General features: G+C 52.0%; 17 protein-coding genes. 4 read left to right on the top strand and 13 right to left on the bottom strand.

Annotation, left to right across the window (positions count from 1 at the left end; all coding sequences use genetic code 11):
* Positions 1-19: 19 nt before the first annotated feature.
* The 3 genes from ACMV5I_RS16545 to ACMV5I_RS16555 form a co-directional block, all read right to left on the bottom strand.
* Entirely contained in the window at positions 20-1,105 is a 1,086-nt protein-coding gene (locus ACMV5I_RS16545) for a hypothetical protein (protein ID WP_024484805.1), read from the bottom strand.
* Between the two features lie 18 nt (positions 1,106-1,123).
* Positions 1,124-2,989 carry a glycoside hydrolase family 3 protein gene (locus ACMV5I_RS16550; RefSeq protein ID WP_414824849.1) on the bottom strand — a complete coding sequence of 622 codons (1,866 nt, stop codon included), beginning with the start codon at positions 2,987-2,989 and terminating at the stop codon, positions 1,124-1,126.
* Positions 2,990-3,268: 279 nt separating this feature from the next.
* Positions 3,269-4,129, bottom strand: a complete 861-nt coding sequence (locus ACMV5I_RS16555; RefSeq protein WP_284121092.1) for an SIS domain-containing protein — start codon at positions 4,127-4,129, stop codon at positions 3,269-3,271.
* A 228-nt stretch (positions 4,130-4,357) separates the two neighbouring features.
* Here ACMV5I_RS16555 and murQ point away from each other — a divergent pair, with 228 nt between their 5' ends.
* From murQ to ACMV5I_RS16570, 3 genes are all read left to right on the top strand, one after another.
* Positions 4,358-5,266 (top strand): N-acetylmuramic acid 6-phosphate etherase, encoded by a 909-nt coding sequence (gene murQ, locus ACMV5I_RS16560; RefSeq protein ID WP_414824850.1) that lies wholly within the window; start codon positions 4,358-4,360, stop codon positions 5,264-5,266.
* A 2-nt stretch (positions 5,267-5,268) separates the two neighbouring features.
* A complete protein-coding gene (gene murP, locus ACMV5I_RS16565; RefSeq protein ID WP_414824851.1) occupies positions 5,269-6,720 on the top strand; it encodes a PTS N-acetylmuramic acid transporter subunit IIBC in 1,452 nt (483 codons plus the stop codon).
* 596 nt (positions 6,721-7,316) lie between these two features.
* Positions 7,317-8,876 carry a Wzy polymerase domain-containing protein gene (locus tag ACMV5I_RS16570; protein WP_414824852.1) on the top strand — a complete coding sequence of 520 codons (1,560 nt, stop codon included), beginning with the start codon at positions 7,317-7,319 and terminating at the stop codon, positions 8,874-8,876.
* 96 nt (positions 8,877-8,972) lie between these two features.
* On the opposite strand, the gene ACMV5I_RS16575 is transcribed toward ACMV5I_RS16570, so the two are convergent.
* The 8 genes from ACMV5I_RS16575 to ACMV5I_RS16610 form a co-directional block, all read right to left on the bottom strand.
* Positions 8,973-9,254, bottom strand: coding sequence for a hypothetical protein (locus tag ACMV5I_RS16575; protein WP_414824853.1), 282 nt, complete (start codon positions 9,252-9,254; stop codon positions 8,973-8,975).
* Between the two features lie 28 nt (positions 9,255-9,282).
* Positions 9,283-10,677 (bottom strand): amidohydrolase family protein, encoded by a 1,395-nt coding sequence (locus ACMV5I_RS16580; protein WP_414824854.1) that lies wholly within the window; start codon positions 10,675-10,677, stop codon positions 9,283-9,285.
* 13 nt (positions 10,678-10,690) lie between these two features.
* Positions 10,691-11,641 (bottom strand): carbamate kinase family protein, encoded by a 951-nt coding sequence (locus ACMV5I_RS16585; protein ID WP_414824855.1) that lies wholly within the window; start codon positions 11,639-11,641, stop codon positions 10,691-10,693.
* 187 nt (positions 11,642-11,828) lie between these two features.
* A complete protein-coding gene (locus tag ACMV5I_RS16590; protein ID WP_261155561.1) occupies positions 11,829-13,448 on the bottom strand; it encodes a xanthine permease in 1,620 nt (539 codons plus the stop codon).
* A gap of 121 nt (positions 13,449-13,569) precedes the next feature.
* On the bottom strand, positions 13,570-14,988 hold the full coding sequence (locus ACMV5I_RS16595; protein ID WP_024486348.1) for a DUF1116 domain-containing protein: 1,419 nt from the start codon (positions 14,986-14,988) through the stop codon (positions 13,570-13,572).
* Positions 14,988-16,535: an acyl-CoA synthetase FdrA gene (gene fdrA, locus ACMV5I_RS16600; RefSeq protein ID WP_414824856.1), complete on the bottom strand. Its 1,548-nt coding sequence runs from the start codon at positions 16,533-16,535 to the stop codon at positions 14,988-14,990. Before fdrA ends, ACMV5I_RS16595 begins: the two co-directional genes overlap by 1 nt.
* Positions 16,495-17,283: a DUF2877 domain-containing protein gene (locus ACMV5I_RS16605; RefSeq protein ID WP_414824857.1), complete on the bottom strand. Its 789-nt coding sequence runs from the start codon at positions 17,281-17,283 to the stop codon at positions 16,495-16,497. The genes fdrA and ACMV5I_RS16605 overlap by 41 nt, the downstream gene beginning before the upstream one ends.
* A 144-nt stretch (positions 17,284-17,427) precedes the next feature.
* Positions 17,428-18,033, bottom strand: coding sequence for an ankyrin repeat domain-containing protein (locus tag ACMV5I_RS16610; protein ID WP_414824858.1), 606 nt, complete (start codon positions 18,031-18,033; stop codon positions 17,428-17,430).
* A gap of 659 nt (positions 18,034-18,692) precedes the next feature.
* Here ACMV5I_RS16610 and ACMV5I_RS16615 point away from each other — a divergent pair.
* The gene (locus tag ACMV5I_RS16615) at positions 18,693-19,622 is read left to right on the top strand and encodes a LysR substrate-binding domain-containing protein (protein WP_021180041.1); all 930 of its coding nucleotides are present in this window, start codon (positions 18,693-18,695) and stop codon (positions 19,620-19,622) included.
* A 164-nt stretch (positions 19,623-19,786) separates the two neighbouring features.
* On the opposite strand, the gene ACMV5I_RS16620 is transcribed toward ACMV5I_RS16615, so the two are convergent.
* Together ACMV5I_RS16620 and ACMV5I_RS16625 are read right to left on the bottom strand one after the other, a co-directional pair.
* Positions 19,787-20,560: a MipA/OmpV family protein gene (locus ACMV5I_RS16620; RefSeq protein WP_414824859.1), complete on the bottom strand. Its 774-nt coding sequence runs from the start codon at positions 20,558-20,560 to the stop codon at positions 19,787-19,789.
* 187 nt (positions 20,561-20,747) lie between these two features.
* Entirely contained in the window at positions 20,748-21,386 is a 639-nt protein-coding gene (locus tag ACMV5I_RS16625; RefSeq protein WP_202809656.1) for a TetR/AcrR family transcriptional regulator, read from the bottom strand.
* Between the last annotated feature and the right edge of the window lie 341 nt (positions 21,387-21,727).

The following is a 21,727-nucleotide window of genomic DNA, read 5'->3' on the forward strand; positions in this document are numbered from 1 at the left end:
TAATGGGATCAATTGCCCGTCAGAAGTTATGCCGTAGTTCCAACGCCCAGAACCAGAAGTTGTTGCTGGTTTTATCACCGTTCATCCAGGTTTGTTCCGGGCGGTAGTAACTGTCGACAAACAGCGACGTCTGCTTGGTAAACGGATAGATTGCCTGGAAGCCGTAGCGGCTTCGGTCTTTCTCTTTATACACCGTTTCCTGGTTTCTGGAGTCGCGGAAGCTTTGCGTCCCTTTAGTCAGCGCCAGGCGGGTATAAGGCATTAACATCACGCCACTATCGAACTTGTAACGGTAAATCGCCCACAGGAAATGCTCCTTGTTATACAGCGTATTGACCAGTTGCTCATCGATATACAGATAGTTCAGCCAGAGGGAGTTTTTCTGGTTAAACGTCAGGTTTGCCCCCGCGAAGTGCTCATTGATCTGGCTCCAGTCGCGTTTGTAAACCCCATAATCTCCTTTTGCCCGCGCATAATCCAACTTGCGGTCAATCAGGCGGAAGGAGAGGCTGGCATTAAAACTCAGGCTATCAGAGTACTTATAATAGGCTTGCGGACGGATCCAGATCTCGTGTCGCTCCTCACCCTTGCGGATATCCCCTTTGTATTCTGGATCGGCCAGTGCCGGGTTGCTGATGGACGGATAATGCCAGTTGTCGTTACGATAACCGAGGCGCAATTTGGTGTTGCCAGTTTTCCCTGCCAGAGTAAAGGGAAAGGTTCTGGTGACGCCTGCCTGCCAACGTGTGCGGTCATATTCTGGCGTATTATCCAGATAGGTTTTCAAAAACTGAACGTCATACAGCCATAATGAATCATTCTGGTAAATAAAGGCACCGACATAAGGCGAGGTAGCTACGCTGCCACGGATATATTTCCAGCGATCGTCACTGTCTATCTCCTGCTCGGTACCAATATAGGTATCAAAGCGCCAGGTTTGTTGGTGAACTTTATCCTGTGCTTCTTTCTTTTCTTTTTCTATTTGCTGAATGCGTTTATTGAGTTTGATGATCTCCTGATCATAATCCGTCTCAGACTCATCAGCCAATACCGGTTGTGCCATGAGAATAGCACTGAAAATCACTAGCCCTGTTAAGATCTTCATGTTTTACCTTCAGAGATATTATAATGCCGTTAATCCGTAACCGCGTGGGTAGAGCACGTTATTATTATCTGGTGTTTTAATATCAACCGGTAATTTACCGTGAGGCGTTGCAAGACTATCCCCTGTAGGCCCCTTGAACAGCGTTCTTAAACCACTGCGAATGTTGGTTTCCAGGCTGTTGCGGACGTTATTGGTCACATCAAAACCGGTGATGCCATAAATCGCAATATTGGCCTTTACGTCAGATAAATAGGCAATGTCATACGGGTTGCGCGTAGCAATAACTACCAGAGGGATATTTTGCTTATTGGCGACGTCGATGATGCGCTGGGCATTGACTGGGTTGAGCTTCAGGTTATAGGTGGCCAGGATAACCAATTGCTGACCTTGCAGTTGCTGCTCAATTTCTTCTGTCGTTAATGTATCCTGATCCAGCTTAACCACCTGATCCTTTACGTTTAATCCCACTTTCAACTCATTGGCAATCTGGCTCAGATGCTTGTTGATTAACTCATTGCGTGGGCCTTCGTCCGAAAAGACCATGATGTTGTTTTGTGGTTTCAGCGCATAAGGCAGAACCTGCTCATTTTTGATCAGCGTAATGGCCTGCTCCGAAATGGCGTTTTCCAGATCCTTGTGCGCCTTGGAGGCGACAATGCTTTCAGCCGTGGCAGTATCATGAGGCGCAGGGGAGATGCGCTTACTGAGCTTGGTATAAATCACCCGCTGCGCAGAATCTTCAATGCGTTGCTTCAGCACCGGATCTTTCTCCGCTTCTGCCTGCAAATAAGCATACAGTTCGCCGAGTTGTTCAATGCTGGCGCTGTCTTTAATCCCTATTGGCATCAAGACGATATCATTACCGGCTAAAATAGCCTGCTTGATGGACCAATGACGATCAAAATTGCCGGTAATGGCCCCCATGTCCATGGCATCCGTCAGGATCAGCCCGTCAAACTTGAGTTGATTACGCAGGGTATCGGTCAGGATCGCTTTGGATAAGGTGGCCGGGGTACCGATTTTCTCTCCCTTGATGTTGGTCAGGATGGTGCTATCAAGCGCTGGCACCACCACATGGGCGGTCATGATGGCATCGGTATCGGGCATTACGTCGACAAAGGGTTTCAGTTCGGTCTGTTGCCATGAAGCCTTATCCGTGTTGACGCTGGGGAGGGCAAAATGGGTATCCGAGGCGACGTTGCCATGCCCAGGGAAGTGCTTCAGAGAGGTGAGCACCGGATATTGATGAATACCCTCAATATAACTACGGGCTAATTGCCCAACCAGAATGGGGTCGTCCGAATAGGATCGGACGCCGATGACTGGGTTATTCTGATTGTTATTAACATCGACCACCGGCCCAAAGTTAAAGTTAAACCCAAGGCTGCTTAACTCATAACCATGGATATTCCCGGCTTGTTTGGCTAAATCGGCCACACCGGTAGCACCCAAGGCCATATTACCCGGCATCTCGGTGCCTACACGTAGACGAGTAACATATCCGCCTTCCTGATCGGTACTGATAAACAGTGGTAAATTAGTCCGTGCGTGTTGGAAATTATTAATCAACTCAACCGTTTGTGGGGTATTAATCAGGTTTTCACGGAACAGGATCACCGAGCCTAAATGATAGTCAGTCATCATTTTACTGACGTGGGTATTCATCTCAATAAAAGGCGTTTTACTTTCGCTACTGTTTTCATCCCAAGAACGAATGTCCACCATCAGCATTTGTCCGAGTTTTTCTGCCAAACTCATGTCGGCAATGATCTTTTCAGCCGCGTCTTTGGGGGAAAGCCACATCTCTTTTAGTTGGGCTTCTGGAATAGCGGCAGCATAGCTTCCGGCACTAAATAAAAAGATGACCGGTATTATTTTTTTCATGGGATGACTCCGAGGTATCAATTTCCGGCGATTGTACATTCCAAACCAGGTAATAAAGTGATAATTATCACAGTTGATCGATTCGTGTTTGTGATGCGTAAAGGAATAATGCCGGTTTTTTATACCAGCATTGTATCGCGCAGCTTGATTGGTAAAGGGGGCGAGCAAAGAATAACCCTTTAAGGGCAAGAATATCTTGCGGTAATTATTTTAATCTCGTCATGAAAAGTTAAGATAATTCTTGTCGTTGTTTTAATGGTATTCGGTTTTTTCTGGGGCTCAGTCGTCCAGGTTATTAATGGTCATGCTCGCATTCAGCACCAGAGGTTTGGCGCTCTCTTTGCGTTGTTGCATTAACGCCAGGAAAATCAAATCCGTCAGGGTATTCTGTGCGGTTCTGGACGAAATCGAAGAACTCCGCCACTCGTTTTCATCAGAGACACTTTCCAATACATAATCGGCTATTTTGGCTAAAGGATTTCCCTTGTCGCCGGTTATGGCTATCACCGTGGCTCCCTGCGCTTTTGCCATGGAGGCGGCGATATGCATATCTTTCCTGCGGCCACTGAAAGAAATCACGATTTGTACGTCTTTGGCGGTTAGCGCCTGCGCGGTGGCAATCTGGACGTGAAGGTCGGCTTCCACCAGGCTCAGGATACCGATCTTTTGTAATTTATAGCTCAGATCTTTGGCGGTGAGGCCAGAGCCCCAAATGCCGACGATCTGCACGCGCTGGGCGTTATCGATGGCATCGACCACCTGTTGGAAAATGGCGAAATTAATCCTTTTTGTCGTCTCGACGATTGCGGCATTTTTCTCATGGGCCAGCTTTTGTGCCACAACCATCAATGAATCTTCCGACGAGATGGCGTTATGCAAGGCCTTGTGCGGAGAGGACTTGAACAGGTTATTTCTACCCAACTCCTCACTGATGGCAATTTTCAGGGCAGGGAAGCCTTTCATACCGATTTTCTGGCTAAACTTGACGATGGCAGACTGGCTGACCCCCGCATCTTCAGCAAACTGGGAAGAAGACATGCCCAGGACGGCTTCCGGGTTATCAAGGATATATTTAGCGATTTTTTGCTGGTTTTCGGCCAGGCTTGGCAACAACCAGGTGATTTCGTTCAGGACTGACATCAACAATATCTCCACTGTGTGTAATAGATTATTCCAGTTCGGGGGCTTTTCATTCCTTTGACTTATTTATTTGAAATTGTTGGAAATTAAAGTTTAAATGGCGGTTATTTTTCCGCTTTATTCCTGATTTAGCTCTCGGCGAGAATAGATTTACCGTGACGATTATCACATTTGCCGAATAAATAATTCCTTAACATTGTCGCAAATCTTAACCCATTGGAAACCTCCATGAAGATAAATTTAAGCCAGATGGTGACGGAAAGCCGCAACCCGGCCAGTTCGCAAATTGATACGTTGCCCACTCTGGATATGCTCGCAGTGATCAACAGCGAAGACCAAAAAGTGCCGCTGGCGGTAGCTGCTACCTTGCCAGCAATCGCCAGGGTAGTGGATCTGGTGGTAGACGCTTTTGCCAACGGTGGCCGATTGATTTATTGCGGAGCGGGCACCTCTGGCCGGTTGGGGATCCTGGATGCCAGCGAGTGCCCACCTACTTACGGCACGCCGCGTGAGCAGGTAGTTGGTCTGATTGCCGGGGGCCATGCCGCGATTTTGCAGGCGGTGGAAAATGCCGAAGATAGTCCGCAAATGGGCGAGCAGGATCTGCGTAATCTCGGTTTCAACGCGCGTGATGTGTTGGTCGGCATCGCAGCGAGCGGCCGCACCCCTTATGTGCTGGGGGCAATAGCTTATGCCCGTAGCGAGGGGGCGACTGCCGTAGCCATCTCATGCAATCCGAATAGCGAAATGGGTCAGGCAGCCGATATCGCGATTGAACCGGTGGTAGGCCCAGAAGTGGTGACAGGTTCATCGCGGATGAAAGCGGGAACGGCGCAGAAGTTAATCCTGAATATGATCACCACCGGGGCGATGATCCGCAGCGGCAAAGTTTACAGCAACCTGATGGTCGACGTGGAAGCCACCAACGCCAAGCTTATACAGCGCCAGGTCAATATCGTGGTCGAAGCCACGGAGTGCAGCCCTGAAGAGGCGGAAGAGGCACTTAATCAATGTCAGCGCCACTGCAAAACCGCGATTGTGATGATCCTCGGCGGCTTGTCTGCACCTGAGGCCAGCGCGGTTTTAAGTAAAAACAAAGGATTTATCCGTCAAGCACTGCAAGGGATACAGGCATAACCATGGCGAAAATAACCGTTCCGATGATAGAGCAAATTTTACTTCTGGTAGGTGGCAGTAAAAATATCATTATCTGCGGTAACTGCATGACCAGGCTGCGTCTGACGTTAAAGGATCGTCAGCAAATACGGCTTGATGAGTTGAAGAAGATCCCTGGCGTGATGGGGGTAGTTAACGGCGACGATCAACTGCAGGTTATCCTCGGCCCTGGCAAAGCGCAAACTGCCAGCGAGATGATGAATGCGTTGTTAACGGCGCAGCCGCAGCAGGAACGGGGGAATGCCGAGCAAGCTGACTTGCAGGCCTTGGCAAGTGAAAACAAGCAGCAGATGAAAGCCAAGCAAAATAGCGCGGTGCATAATTTCCTGACTAAGTTTGCCACGATTTTTACGCCGTTGATCCCAGGTTTTATTGCCGCAGGGCTGTTGTTGGGGATCGCTACCCTGATGCAGCAAACGCTGATCGTGGAGGGGGCGGCACCGGCCGCATGGCTCAAAGGGCTGATCGCTTACATGAAAGTGTTCAGCATCGGTTTGTTTACCTTCCTCAGTATCCTGATCGGCTTTAACACTCAGAAGGCCTTTGGTGGCACCGGGGTTAACGGAGCGATCATCGCTTCGCTGTTTGTTTTACGCTATGTTCCCGAAGGAACTACCGGCTACTACGCAGGGATGAGCGACTTTTTTGGGCTGGCGATCGACCCACGCGGTAACATTATTGGGGTGCTACTGGCCTGTATCTTGGGCGCATGGATCGAAAGGCAGGTGCGCCGGGTGATCCCCGATAATCTGGATATGATCCTGACTTCGTCAATTACCCTGCTGATCACTGGCGCCATTACCTTTGTGGTGATTATGCCGGTTGGCGGTGAGTTGTTTAAGGGCATGTCATGGCTGTTTATGCACCTGAACGGCAACCCGTTCGGTACCGCCATTCTGGCCGGGTTGTTCCTGATCGCCGTAGTGTTTGGCATTCATCAGGGCTTTGTGCCGGTTTACTTTGCCTTGATGGATGCACAGGGCTTTAACTCGCTGTTCCCTATTCTGGCGATGGCCGGTGCAGGGCAGGTGGGAGCGTCACTGGCGCTGTTTGCTCGGTCACCTAAAGGCTCTTTGCTGCGTACCCAGATTAAAGGTGCCATTTTCCCCGGCCTGCTGGGGATTGGTGAGCCGCTGATTTACGGCGTAACCTTACCGCGCCTGAAGCCCTTCGTTACCGCCTGTCTGGGTGGTGCGGTCGGTGGGTTCTTTATCGGTCTGGTTGCCTGGATGGGGTTGCCGGTGGGGCTGAATACGGTGTTTGGTCCTTCGGGCCTGGTGTCGATCCCATTAATGACCTCAGCCAAGGGGATTTTTGCCGGCATGCTGGTGTATGTCGCCGGTATTATGATCTCCTATATCGCCGGATTTATTCTGACCTGGTTGTTTGGCAGTAAAGATGTTGATTTAAGCTGATTTAATTTGTTTTAACTTGTTTTTGGTTGATTTAATACTCTCATCGTACGATGGCCCGGTTTACCGGGCCAGACACTCCTAAGCGGCTACGCTAAAACGGGCGCCGTATATTTCACATCTCTCAATTAATCAATTGTTTAACTAAAGATTGGCATGTATACATTCCCCTGCAAATTCAGCAATATTGCCATTGAGTTTGCGATCTCTGCTTTTAAGCCAACATTTAATTTTTTGTTATAAAAAATTGAAGATATTATTTTTTAATTGTCAACTATTAAATTGATTGGTTTTTCCACGATGTTGTAGACTCTTATGCATCAATGACTATAATTGATGTTAAATTTATTATTCCCTCGTAATTTGAAGAGTGATAGGCATAAAAAAGTAATACCATCGCTCTCAACACTGAAGCTTATTTTATCAGGTGAAAAATGCGTCATCCACAAAGCCCTTTACCATTGGTTAGTCCGGTGGGACTAGCCTTATTGCCTCTAGGGCTGCTACTGATTTGGTTGATATTTCTTAGCCCGCTTGCCTTGCCTAACATGGGCGGAAGCGGCCTGAAACTGCCGCATAATATCCTGACTTGGGCTGTGATGGCTGCCGTCACTGGCACCATCTGGCTGACACTATCGGCTAACTCTCCCGTCTCGCTTAGCGTAACGGCACGTTGGCTGCTGCTGGCCGTGGTGATCCTGGCAATTCCCCTATTATATACCTCGCCACATTGGCTGAGTGCGGGAATGGCACGCTGGCTTGGGTTAGCTGGCGGTTGGGTTTTTTACGTCTCATGGATGCAATATCGCCCACCGCACTTTGCCCGGCATTGGCTATTTTACGCCATTCTACTGGCCGCTGTATTACAGGCGTTGATTGCCCTGTTGCAATTGACTTTACCGGGAGCCGTACCAGCCTGGTTTGACTACCCAATGAAAGATGGCCGGCCTTATGGGGTCTTCCAGCAGGTGAATGTTCTGGCCAGCTTTATCGCTTGCGGATTAGCACTGGCATTGATGCTGTTGTTGTTGCCTGATTTTTCCTTAACCCAGCCAAAAGCAGAACGATACAGACGCTATGCCTTGGGGGTGGTGCTGGTGCTGTTCCCCGCATTATTGGTGTGGTTACAGTCACGGATAGGCTGGCTTGGCGGCGGTATCAGCGGGGCGTTGTTGCTCTGTTTGGGATGGCGGCAGGCAAAAAAGCTCACGGGTATCGCAACAGGCCTAATGCTTTTGGGTATCACTATCGCCTTGATTTTTCAAGTGAGCGGAGGAATTGAAACGGTTGAACACGCCGCGTCAAACCAGGCGCGGCTGATGATGTTACTGGACAGCCTGAAGATGATTGCCGAAAAGCCCTGGCTGGGTTGGGGTTACGGTGGATTCGAATATAGCTTTCAGCACTATCGCCTGGCTGCCGGATTATCCACATTGGGGCTTGGTGTGGTGCGCCATCCGCATAATGAAATCTTGCTGTGGTGGGTTGAAGGGGGCATGGTTGCCTTGGCAGGCATGGTGATCTTACTGTGTGCCGGTATCAGGTTGCTCCGGCTATCCTGGCGAAAAAAAGGCGCAAGCCTGGCGTTGACCATCGTGCTGCTCCCTTTGCTGTTACACAGCCAAACGGAATACCCGTTTATGCTGTCTAGCGCACATTGGGCGATTTTTTTACTGCTGCTGGCACAGTGGGATCGTCAAACCGATAAGGCCTTAGAGCGTGCCACTTTATCCTTGGCAACTAACTTTTTTTTAAGAACCGTAGTGCCCATGGCTTCAGCCGCCGTCTGCATAGTGGCCAGTATTGGGCTATATGCCAATTTGTCTTTAACTACCTTTGAACGTAATCACTTTGCGGATATTCAGCCAGCTCGCCGTGCAATGGCGTTTGATCCCTGGGTGAATACCGAGCGCTGGCAATACGATCAACAGACCCATGCGTTGCTAATGTATAACCAGACCCGCGATCCCCGCCTGCTTGAAAACTATGCCCAATGGGCTCAGGGCTATCTTGCTCAGCGGATTGATAAAAATGTTTATGCTTCATGGTTGGCTATCGCGCAATATCAACAGGATACCGCCACCTTCCGGCATTTACACCAGGAAGCTAAGGCATTATTTCCCACCGACCCACGGTTTTTAACCGATTTGCCTGAGTGAAGTGCGATAAGTTTATACGGGTGTGCACACTATGATCCGTGCGAGCCAACAATGCGCTGGTAAGAGTGGGGTAATCAGTGGGTCTGCTAGCGCAGGTCAGTGGCTTATCATATGCCTGGCTGGTACGGTATGCCCTTTATGGATAGCAAGGAACAGGGAATGTTTGACATTATCAGCGACTTGGTAAGTGTGGTATTCAGAATTATTTTTGGGATATTGGAAGCCATCTACGAAATTGTGAATTGCATTTATTCGTTTACCAAAGGGCGCACTCGGAGACGGGTGGTAATCACCATATTGGTATTTTTGGCATTGCTCGGCCTGCTCTACTGGTGGATTGTTAATGCAAGCCAATGATGATTTAAATGGGCGCAGCATGCTGCGCCCCTAGGTGTCACCACACCTATCAGGCCTTACTACCTTGCCCAACGCGGCCCCAAACCATCTCGCCCTTATGGAACGTGGCGGTTCTTGGGGAAATACGCGCTACCGCCTCGGCGGAGCAGGAAGCATCAACCAGCACGAAGCTGGCATCGTCCTGGGCTTTCGGCCATACGCGCTCACCCTTATCATTCAGCGGCAAGACGTCACCTGTGGCGAGCGCCAACGAACGTGACAAGGTTCCCTCATTCGGGCGGACGTAAAGCTGAGCGTAAAGGTTGGCTTTCTCCAACATGTCGCCCAAACCATACGGCGACCAGTGGTCGATCACGCTGTCGGTGCCAGTCATCAAAAACACGCCTTTCTTGCGCAGTTGGCTGAGCGGCATGTGCATAGTGCCAATGGGTACCGTGGTGGCAATGGTGATCTGCTGTGCCGCCATGCGGGTGGCGATCTCATCCACCTGTTGCTCATTCATCATCGCCAGCGCAAAGGCGTGGCTAATGGTTAGCTTGCCCTTTAACTGTGGCGTTTTCTCAACGGTTGCTACCATGTAATTCACCGCTGCAATGCCTGCCGGGCTGGTTTCGTGCAGGTGGATGTCCACCCCTTTGTTATAATCCAGCGCGATCTGGAACATGCTATCGAGCGATTTTTCCATTGCACCGTCGACGTTGGTCGGGTCCAGGCCACCGACATAGTGCGCTCCTGCCTGCATTGCCTCACGCATCAGCGGCTCTGATTTCGAATACAGCAAGCCATGCTGTGGGAACGCGACAATCTCGCAGTCAAAACCAGATTTGCGACGTGCCAGCACTTCTTGCAGATTCTCCAGGTTTTTCAGGCCGGAAGTCGGCTCAACGTTGCAATGGCTGCGAGCGGTGGTGGAACCGTAGGACTGAATCAGATCGATCAGCTTTTCTGCCCGTTCTTGGGTATAAGGTTGCAGTTCCGGCAGCAGTTTCTGCTCCAGCCTGATCATATCCTTGATGGTGGTGCCCGCCGGGCGATTCAGCGAACGCCATGGGCCGCCGTAAAAGGTTTTGTCCAGATGGATGTGCATATCACGCATGGCGGGCAGCATCAGTTTGCCGCCAGCGTCGTAGACCGGCAACGCGCTGTCTGCATGCTGGCGGTTATCGCGCAACGCAACGATCTTGCCCTGGTTGATCTCCAGCGTTTTCAGTTCGGTGCGAGTGCTGACCGGGGTTGCCCCGTCAAACTCAAAACCCGCCTCTAGCAGCACGTTATCCAGATAATAGTGCGGGTCGGTAATTTTCATACGCTGGTCTGCCTCACAGTTCGCGGTTGCCGGGTTAGCAGCATAACCGACGGAGGAGGTTGCACCCAATAGTGCGCAGGCCGCAGCCACTTTGCCACTATGGCTCAAAAACTCACGGCGACTTTTGTTCTCATTCATCTGTTGTTGCCTCTCAGAGGTTAACGATATGGGTGCCCGTTTCACCGCGCAGTGCGGCGGGGAGGCAATCCGGCGAGGTGATGACGACGCGTTTGCCGCCATCGCGTAAGAACGCCAGGCTGGCGATGATCTTCGGCAGCATGCTGCCAGCAGGGAAGTGGCCTTCTGCCATATAGCGGGTCATTTCGGCCACGTTCACCTGGCCTAACGCTTGCTGATTCGGTTTGCCAAAGTGAATGCACACTTTCTCTACGCCAGTGGTGATCACCAGCACGTCGGCACGGATTTCCCTGGCGAGCAGGGCAGTGGAGAGATCTTTATCGATCACCGCATCGACGCTTTGGTAATCCCCTTGTGAATTACGCGCGACAGGGATGCCACCACCGCCTGCTCCGATCACCACAAACCCTTGTTGCGTGAGTGCCTTGATTGCGTCGGCTTCCACGATTCTGATGGGTTCCGGTGAGGCTACCACCCGGCGATAGCCGCGCCCGGAGTCTTCTACAAACCGCCAGGTGGGATATTGCTGCAATAACGCATCGCGCTGTTGTTCGCTAAAGAAAGCGCCGATCGGTTTGGTGGGGTTGGTGAAGCCGGGATCCTGTTTATCCACTTCAACCTGCGTGATGACGGTTACCGCTTTCTGCCCGCCATGCTGTGCCAGACGGTTGTTGAGTGCCTGCTGAATGAGATAGCCGATACCGCCCTGGGTATCCGCCACGCAGTTGGCCAGCGGGGTCAGCGGCAGCCCTTCATGTTCGTGAGCCACTTCGGCACGGCGCAACTCCAGCCCCACCTGCGGGCCGTTGCCGTGGGTGAGGACGATGTGGTAATCCGATGCCAGCATTTCCAGCACCGAGTCTGCGACCTTTTTCACCGCCTCGGCCTGATGTTCCACGGTCTGACTGGCGTTGTCTTTGATAATGCTGTTGCCACCAATGGCGACGACGACGAGTTCTTTCATCTGGGTTTTCCGATTAAAAAGGCCGTTTAAATAGGGGCGGGAGCTGGTGATTGCCCCTCACCCTAACCCTCTCCCACAGGGAGAGGGGACCGATCGAGTTGGTTGATTTTTCTGCGTAAAAACCCGCCCACCTTGTTTTTTCACCTAACTGAGTCCGTTGATTTTTCCGTGTAATACCCTGCTTTTATTACTCCCTACTTTCCGAAGCTGTACGGGCTAGTTGTGCACTCGGGGCAGCTCCCTCTCCCTGTGGGAGAGGGTTGGGGTGAGGGGGCTCTTGAACTGCGGCGGCCACCGTTTCACGGCTATCGAGAAAATGTTTCAGCACAAACATGGCCGACATCATCAGGTAAGCCAGCGTGAACAGCAACGAGCTTCCCTCGGCAAAGCCCACGGCTGGCGCATGGATCACGCCGAACAGCGCCAGCAGCGCACCGGTTGCCGCCGCCACCGCACCACGCAGCGGTTTGTTGATGATGGCGAAAATCGCGACACATCCCCAAAGCATACTGGCCAGCGGCGCACCGCTACCCAAATGCACCAGCCCCTGGTAATACACGCCTTTGCTATGTAACAACTCAGCGCCCAGCTTGGCTCCCGAGGTGCCCGCCGCCCCCAGCACGCTGTTGACCATGGTTAATCCCCAGTTGGCGATCCACGGGAACAGGCAGATGAAGATCACCGGGACCTCGATTTTCGGCGTTTCCCTCACCACTTGGTTGGCGGTGACCACACCGATAAATACCAGGATTGGCACGATCGCCGTCATCGGGATCACGGCCAGCATAAAGGCACCCAGCCCGAACAGCGGTACCAGGAACATTGTCACGCCGGAAGCCAAGGTGTAACCGATACTGGCGCCCATCGCTTTCCAACCGGCGTGGCCCACATATACGGTCACCGGGAACGGGTTACCCAGTAAGCAGCCGAACATGGAGGAAAGGCCGTTGGCCATCATCACTTTGCGGGTGTTGTATTCATCCCCGGCAGCGTGAGCACTCTCGATGTTCTCCAGGTCAAAGATGTAGTTCGCCAACCCCAGCGGAACCGCAGAGGCCAGATAAGGCAGCGCGTGCGGTAGGCCCTGCATAAAGCTGTCGACATGGAACCCCGGCGGGTTAAAGCCAAAGGAAGACATCGAGGCTTTAATCGCATCCGGGCTTTGCAGGCCGGAGATCCACGCCAGCGCGGTACCGGCGATCAACAGCAGTAAACCGGTCGGAATGCGGGCGAATATTGGCTTTTTGCCAAACCAGTTGATAAAGATCAGCAGCAGCACGATGAACGAAACGGTTGGCGCTTCGAACGCTTGCAGCATCGGGTTCATCGCCAGTAGCAACAGCCCCAAGCCGGAAAGGCAGGAGAGCAGCACGGTGCGCGGGATCATCTTGCGGATGGTTTCGCCGAGGAAAGAGCCGCCCACCAGGATCAGTGCTTCAACAAAGCACCACACCAGGCCGATCGCAATGGCAAAGTCCGCATCGCCGGTCGACTGATAAACCGGCATCAGCACCAGGAAGGTCACGGTAAAAATGGAAGGTGCGCTCGGGCCAGAAGGCAGCGCGGTCACATCGCTCCGCCCGGTCTGGCGAGCCATTTGCAGGCCGAACCAGGTGTAACAGATGCTGGCCATCATCACGGCCAGGCCAAAGGCCGGGGCTATGCGTCCGTAGACAATCTCTTTTGGGATACCCACCACGAAGATGAGTAACCCCATCATGGTGAGCAGGTTGGTCAGGTTATTGGTCATCAGCCCGAAGTAGGCTGCCCAGTCACCGCGTTTCCACTCTAATTTCATTTTGTTCATGGAAAATCCTTCACAGGTCGTTTAACAACTCTCGACGATCCACGGGATCGCCATTGGTCCTGCAGGTGAACAACTCTCTGGTGTCAGGTGGGGCTAACGCTGGGTTAGCCCCGTTATTTTTTTATTGGCAGTAGTGGTCGCGATAACTCAGTATTGCTTTCTCAAAACAGGTGAACGGCGGGTGCACAATCCCGGCACCGATCATGCCGATCCCCGCATCCTTATGGGCGATGGCGGTGTTGATCACCGGCAGGATGCCGCTGCTGCCGACCTTGGTAATATCGATCGCCGTTGGGATCCCCATAAACGACAGCAGGGGAATGGTGACGTTGGGGTTTTCGCCCAGGGTGATTTCACGCATCTGGCGCGAGAAATCGATCGCTTCATCCACCGTGCCCCCAACCAGTGCAACGATGGCCGGAGCGGTCGCCATGGCAAAACCACCAATGCCGTAGGTTTCGGTGATAGCGCTGTCGCCGATGTCCAACCCCGAGTCTTCTGGTTTATAGCCTGCAAACATCGGGCCGATAACCTGCTGTGCCGGGCCGGTAAACCACTGGCCCGGTAACCCGCTGATGCGCAGACCAAACTCAACGCCGTTACGTGCCATGGTGGTAACCACGGTGCTGTACTCAATACCGTGCGCCGCATCCATTGCCGCTTTACACATCGCCATCCAGGTTGGGCCGGAGAAGTAATCGCTGCTGGCGACAAAGTCGAAGACCTCGCGCTGCTGTTCAACCGGGTAGCCCGCCTGGATAATCCACGGCGTCAGCGCCTGGATCAGCAGCGTAGTGCCCGCATTGTTGCGGTTGTGACACTCGTCACCCATATGCAGCGCCTGTGCCAGCATCAACCGCAGGTCGATCTCACCGGCCAGCTTCATGGCATCGCGCAGCATCGGGCCTTGCACATCGCGCATCCAGTTCAGGCGGTCGATCACGCTCTGGTCATTGGCCCCCATGCGCAGGATCTTCGCCATCTGCTCGCTCATATTGGTATAAGCGCGGTTGCCGTAGGTTTTGTTTTCGACGATATGCATAAACATCGATGCAGAAGTCACGCCCGCCATCGAGCCAACGCAGTCGTGTTCATGGCACGGCGAGAAGATGATTTCCCCGGAGGCTGCCAATTCTGCGGCTTCGTCGAGGTTGGCCGCCAGTCCTTCAAACACCAGCGCACCGGTGACCGCGCCCTTCATCCCACCACACATCTTCTGCCAGGTGATCGGCGGGCCTGCATGTAAAATGGTGTTGCGCGTCATACCAGGGACGACGTTGATCGCCTGGTCATAACCTACCAGCACTGGATGCGACTGAATAATGCGCTCCAGCGCCAGTTTGTTGGCGGCAGCGACTTTCTCGGCAAGCGCGGGGGAGGCAATTTGATCGAGGGCCTCAACCACCGCCATATTACCTTGGCCCGGCGGAGTCCAATCGAGCTGGGTCACTGGCACATGCTGTTTTTTCAGGTCATCACTGAACATGGCGATGCCGACGTTAATGACGTTCAGCGGTTGGTTAAATAACGAGTGGCTCATCAGGCTTTCCCTCCTTTACAGACAAATTCACGCGCCAGCAATCCGGTATTGGTGCTGCTACTCGCCCAGATCACGCCCGCATCGGTGAGCATCTGGCACTGCTGCTGTAGCGACGGCGTATCGAGATCGGTGCCCAGCACATAGCCGAGGATCTCCAACGGTCGACTCTCGCTGGACGCAATGGCCTTGGCCTCTTTGATCGCCTCGATCATTACGCCCACCGGATCTTCGTGAGAGCCAAAGCCAAGCACGAAGTCCATCACGATCACGCCGACTTCGGGATCGCGCGCTTCCTGCAACAGACGTTGGATGCGGTTGGTCGGGTCGATCATCGGGTGCGGTTTGCCATTGGTGAAGTCGTCATCGCCAAAGTCGAGGAAGGTGTGCGCCACGCTGCGGTTGAGGTCTTGCAGGCGCATGGCCGGGTCAGGTTGAATATTGCTGTATACGTCGTCGTATTTTTCCAGTGCGGCAAACATCGCTTCGTCGCACAGGGTGCCGCCACAGAACAGACCGCGAATGTATTTTTGCTGCGGCGTCAGTTTGGCACGCACTTCTTCAATCAGCGGCCAGTTGAGTGGATGCAGGTCGAGGGACTCTTCTTTGATGCCGGTAAGCAGCACGGCCTTTAACGCTGCCTGCTTGGTTGCACGCGCAAACTGTAACCCTGGTTCATCGGCTGGTGGCTCATTGCGCCCAAGGAAGCAAACCACTACTGGTTTACGGCAGGCACGGGCACGCTCGAGCACGGTGTGTGCCACGGCTGGGGCAGGGGGCTTGGAGACCAGTACAATCACCTCTGTACCGTTGTCGTTCTCTAGCATCGCTATCGCATCCAGCATCATCCGGCCGCCGATCTTTTCACTCAGATCGCGCCCACCGGTGCCAATCAGCTGCGAAATGCCGCCGCCAAACTCATGGATACGTACGCTCAGCTCTTGGCTACCGGTGCCGGAAGCGCCGATAATACCGATGTTGCCACGGCGAACCGCGTTACCAAAACACAGGGCGGTGCCATTAATGATGGCGGTGCCGCAGTCTGGCCCCATCATCAGCAGGCCTTTTTCATGCGCCAACTGTTTCAGCGCCAATTCGTCCTCGATGGAGACGTTATCGGAGAACAGCATTACGTTGAGATCGTTTTCCAGCGCTTGACGAGCTTCACGTGCCGCGTACAACCCGTTGACCGAGATCACCGCGAGGTTGCTCTCCGGGATATGCGTTTTCGCACTGGCGAGGGTGGCGTAGCGCGCTTCGTGGCGGCCACCTTTATCTTTGTGGGTGAACAAGGCTTCGATCGCTTGCAGGGTTGCCTCATTAGCTTCATCGCTGGCGCCCTTAATCACGATCATCAGATCACCGTTTTTGGCGGCTTCCAGCTCCGGGGTTAACAAGCCCAGATTCTCCAGCACCCCTTTGTTCATCTCCGTGGCCATGGCCACAAACGCTTGTTCAACGCCTTCAAGTTTGTTCGCTTTGGTGGAAATAGACATCAGCGAAACAGAGTCAAACCAGGTGTTGTTTTTTACCACTATCCTGATGGACATATTTTTCTCCAAAATATGAGGTCAAAAGGCAGGCATCGGCCATGCCATACAGCATGTCACAACCCGAACTTGAACCAATCTGTTTAATCTTGTTAATGGTATCGATAATAAGGTGACGATCGTCGTGTATTAATTTTTCTAACAGGTGACTTATCACCTGTCGGTAACGCTGATTGATTGCCGCCTCTAAGGTAATAGCGCTTAGCAGCGTGGTTTTATGTTGTGCTTTTTCCAGCACCGCCAGAAAAACCTCGCGATACTTTTGTACCGGATGACCGGGCAACAGTAATATAGAGCAAAGCCCAACCAGATAATCATCCCCAGAAGGCGTCAGGCCAATGCCCAAACCAATGAGGGAATGTATGGCCTCGTCGGGATCTTCATTGCGCCGTATCGCCAGAAATAACGCATCACGATGCAGTTGTAATAACCTGGCCATTTCCCGATAAAATATATTATCGCCACGGTAATTAAACGGCGAATTACCGGATGAAGCTTTTTGATTAATGCATTCTCCCCATTGTAACCAGTCAATAGATGCCCGGTTTTTATCGGTTAAATACAGGTCAGGTTGCTGCCATATATCGCAGTGGGAAAAATCAACCCAACAATGTTTACCTATTTCAATGCCGCTCTGAGAGAACTCGACGCGATCTCCTGGGCTAAATATCTGGTCACAGTGCCTGAGCGCTATGCGGCAACTATTGGGGGCGTTATCGTACTCGTCGCTTAATAACGTGTAGAGCATGTTCTGCTCGGGGACGAACAGGTTTACCGCGCGGGAAAAAACCTGTTCGACCTGCCCACTTAGCTGCTGGCGGGGGAACGCCACCTCCGCCGATAACGCTGTAATGCACTGCCGTTGCGGCTGTGCGATGGCATTTCTCCTCTGTTAAGCGCCGGCGGCAACCAGCAGTTCAGCAATTTCGTGATAACCTTTTTCACGGGCCAGCGTCAGCGGCGATTTACCATATTTGTCGGTCATATGTGGATTCGCACCGTGCTCGAGCAGTAATTTGACAATCTCTTGCTGTTTCGCGCCGCCATCATTTAACACAATGGCTTCCAGCAGCGGCGTCCAACCGACAAAATTGGTGTGGTTGACGTTAATTTCGGTACGCGTTAACAATTCACGTACAATATCGACGTGGCCTTTTTCACTGGCCGGGGTAATACCCACGCCGCCAAAGCGTGTTAAGCGGTCCAAATCCGGGTTTGCTGGCAATACCAGGCGTAGCAGCGTTAAATCGTTATTCAGGCAGCTCAGCAGGAAGGGGTTAAAACAGGTCTGATCCTGCTTATCAATATCAGCACCGGCAGCGATTAATAATTCCACGCAGTCGTAATGTTTATTCAAGCTGGCAAGCGTAATTGCGGTGCGGCCTTGGCGGTTGGTGGCATTGATATCCGCACCTTTACTCAGGCAGCTTTTCAGCGCGTCGCCGTCACCCTGTTCCGCCGCAAAAAGAAATTCTGTGATTAGCGCTTTATCAGACATATTCTGGCTCCCTGTTTTTTTAGTGGGATTGGATGCTTTCATTGCTACTGAGAATAGCAACAGATGCTGGATAAAAACATCCGCTTAAGAATCATTCATCGCAAAGGGTGTAATTGTTGAAAGTAATTCAACAATAAAGACAAACTGTGCGTCGGCGCAATCTTTCTCTTATGTTTTGCGCCTTTTGCCACGGCAAACGTCCCTGCGGGGAATAGGCTTTCACCTCGCGCCACATCAGGCTCCAAACTAATAATCAGAAGTGTGATTGTCTTCAAATCAGTTGTGATCGCAGTGTTAAATTTTGTTCAATACTGGTTGCGTGCCATAGGATTTACAAATACATTCAACAATGCGGCGGCCCCTCACCCCAACCCTCTCCCACAGGGAGAGGGAGCTGCCCCGAGTGCGTGGTTAGCCTGTGCAGCTTCGGAAAGTGGGGTGCAAAAAGAAGATGTATGGGAGATCATCGAAATCGATCTGTTTCCATAGGGATAGGGAGCTGTCCGGAGTGCGTGGTTGGACCGTTCAGCTTCGGAAAGTAGGGAGTGAAAACAAGAAAGGCGAGGTATGTTGTGACCTAGCCAAAGTGAGTCACGATAATTTCAAACACACTCGATCGGTCCCCTCTCCCTGTGGGAGAGGGCTAGGGTGAGGGGTCTATGAATTCTATTTTTACCGAAGAAAATCTGTTGGCATTTACCACCACGGCGCGTTTTGGCAGCTTCAGCAAAGCGGCCAAGGAGCTGGATCTGACGACCTCGGCCATCAGCTATACCATCAAACGGATGGAAACCGGGCTGGACGTCGTGCTGTTTAACCGCAGCACGCGCAGCATCGAACTCACCGAGTCCGGCTTTTACTTCTACCGTAAAGCGACCGACCTGCTTAACGACTTCCATGCCATCAAGCGCGGTATAGATACCATATCGCAGGGCATCGAAGCGCGGGTGCGTATCTGTATCAATCAGTTACTCTACACACCACGGCATACCGCCCGGCTGCTACAGGTGTTGAAGAAGCAATTCCCCACCTGCCACATCACGGTGACCACTGAGGTGTACAACGGCGTCTGGGATTCCATCATCAACAACCAGGCCAATATCGCCATTGGTGCACCGGATACGTTGCTGGACGGCGGCGGCATTGATTACACCGAAATCGGCGCCATCCGTTGGGTGTTCGCCATTGCGCCCGATCATCCATTGGCGTTTATGCCAGAGCCGATCTCTGAGAGCCAGCTGCGGCTTTATCCCAACATCATGGTGGAAGACACCGCGCATACCATCAACAAGAAGGTAGGGTGGTTGCTGCATGGGCAGGAAGCGATCCTGGTGCCGGACTTTAACACCAAGTGCCAATGCCAGATTTTAGGGGAGGGGATTGGCTTCTTGCCGGAATATATGGCGCGTGAACCGGTAGCGGAAGGGCTATTGGCTACCCGCGCCATTCATAACCCACGGCAGGATTCCAGCATGTTGCTGGCGACACAGCATGCGGCAACCGGGCAGGTCACCCAGTGGATCAAAAAGCAGTTCGCTCCGGGTGGGGTGCTGACCGGGATTTATGGGGATTTGCTTTACCGGGAGTGACTCGGGGATCTTGGTGCCTAAAATTTTCTTACCCTGGCAGAAAGTAAACTGCACCTTAAAGTTGGCTAGTCACAAATTAAGGTGCAGTGGGTTATGGCGAAAACAGCCCCTTCCCATAAATGCGTATTGGGAGTCATCGCTGGTTTTATCAAATAGTGGGTCGATCAGAAACTATATAAAACACCGGCCACTGCATTGATACTATAATCACGGTTGGTCATCGGGCTATCTTTCACCGTGTCGCTCATCTGTTCATTAAATCCCATCAGGAACAGCTGCCAGTCGTTATTAATGGCATAATAGCTGGCGAGAGAAATGTAAGATGTGACGCCACTTTTCGCCCGGTATTGTTGCATTCCGCTGCGCTGTGACTCCCGTTCGCTGATGCCAAAATAGTAATTATTGAAGGCGCGGTTTTGCCAGCGCATGCCGAAACCGGGTACCAGCTGCAATTTGCCAAACTGGAAGCGGTACTGATAGCCGACATCGGCAATTACGCCGTTGCTATAACCCAGCACGTCGGTTGCAATATCAGCGTTAAGGCTCCCCCAATCGGCATGATACTGATAACCGATGCCTGCCATGGCGGTCGCTCGCCGCTTATCCAGCTTCTTCATCGCCGGATCGTCACTATCCGCAGGCTTAAAGCTTAGCGGGGAGTAGTTAACCGCCAAATGCAGATTATGCTTCTCGGAACTCAGAAGATTAATGCCGATCCCTTGGCTATTAATAAAAAACTGCTCCCCTTGATAAGTCACAATGGGTAGCGGCATATATTGTGCATTATAGTCGCGATAGGGTAACTGTTCTGCCAGAACGCCAGCCCCTACCGACCAATCGCCAGCATAGGCATTGCCCGTTAATAATATGGCCGTCAGCGAGAATGGTTTAGCCATTAAAAATGACGTGCGAGTAGATAAAGAAGAATAATCCATCATGATAAACACCCCAGAGTTAGGTCAAAAGGTAGCCATCAGCCGCTAATGAGCCGATAACTAAAGTTCATGTTTTTATTGATACACTAATGAAATGTTATTGTTTTATTTTTAACAGTCTCCTGTTTAATGTAAATAAGCAACGCCACCATTAGCGTTGCAGAGAATAATAGATTGTACCGGAGCCATTTTATTCTTCCCCTTGGATGCTGGCCCCTAAAACGGTGGCAAAAGACCCGGCAACGGCACCGAAGGCGCGCTCAATCAGCAACAGCATGGCCTGCATACGTGCGGCTTGCTCTTCAGGCGTCCAGCTAAACATCTGGTGGCCGAACAGGAACAGCGAACCGGCGAGAATGAACTGCACCGTCGATAGCGGATCATCAACCTGAAATACGCCTTCCTGGTTTCCCTGCTCGACCACTGCCGCAAGAATTGGCCCAAAGGCCAACACCGTTTCAATATTGCTGCGCTCATGCAATGCGCGGTTCTCTGGGCGGTGTAAGTCCTCAACCAAAGCCTGCCCGGCTTCTACGGTTTGATTCTGCGCGGCGATGATGGCGCAGAACTTTTCAATCGCCCCCAGTTGCGGATCGTCAGCAATGATTTGTGAACGGGCAACCATCTCGGCACACAGTTGCTGTGCCAGCGCTGCCAGGACTTCATCCTTGGATTTGAAGTAGTAATAAAACGTCCCCTTGGCGATGCCTGCGCTGCGGACGATGGAATCAACAGAGGTCGACTCATAACCGATTTCCTGAAACAGCTCGCTTGCCGCCTGCAAAATTTCAGCCCGGCGCACCTCTGGCGTTTTCACAGTACGTACCATATTAAAACCCTCTTTTTCGTATGGAGTAGCGCTACGGTAGTAATTGACTGACGGTCAGTCAACAAAAAAATGCAGATTTTTTGCACGCAATGGCCGGGGTGGATATTCCGCAGAATACCTTCCGTATCTGACTACCGCTCCGAACTAGTCACCTCTCCTTTTTGGGGGGAGGGGGGAACATCGAGTACGTGTCATCATTTTGTTTCCCCATCCAACTCCTTATCTTTCAATAACTAATTAGAGTTAGTTCGAGTTTGCGCTGCCTCGCAAAATTCAATCAACAACTGAACAACCTGCCGGAACTTGACCAAAGACAACATTTTTTGTGGGGTCTATGGTAT

This window comes from Serratia sp. T13T92 (assembly GCF_047530105.1).
In the GTDB taxonomy this organism is placed as follows: Bacteria; Pseudomonadota; Gammaproteobacteria; order Enterobacterales; family Enterobacteriaceae; genus Chania; species Chania fonticola.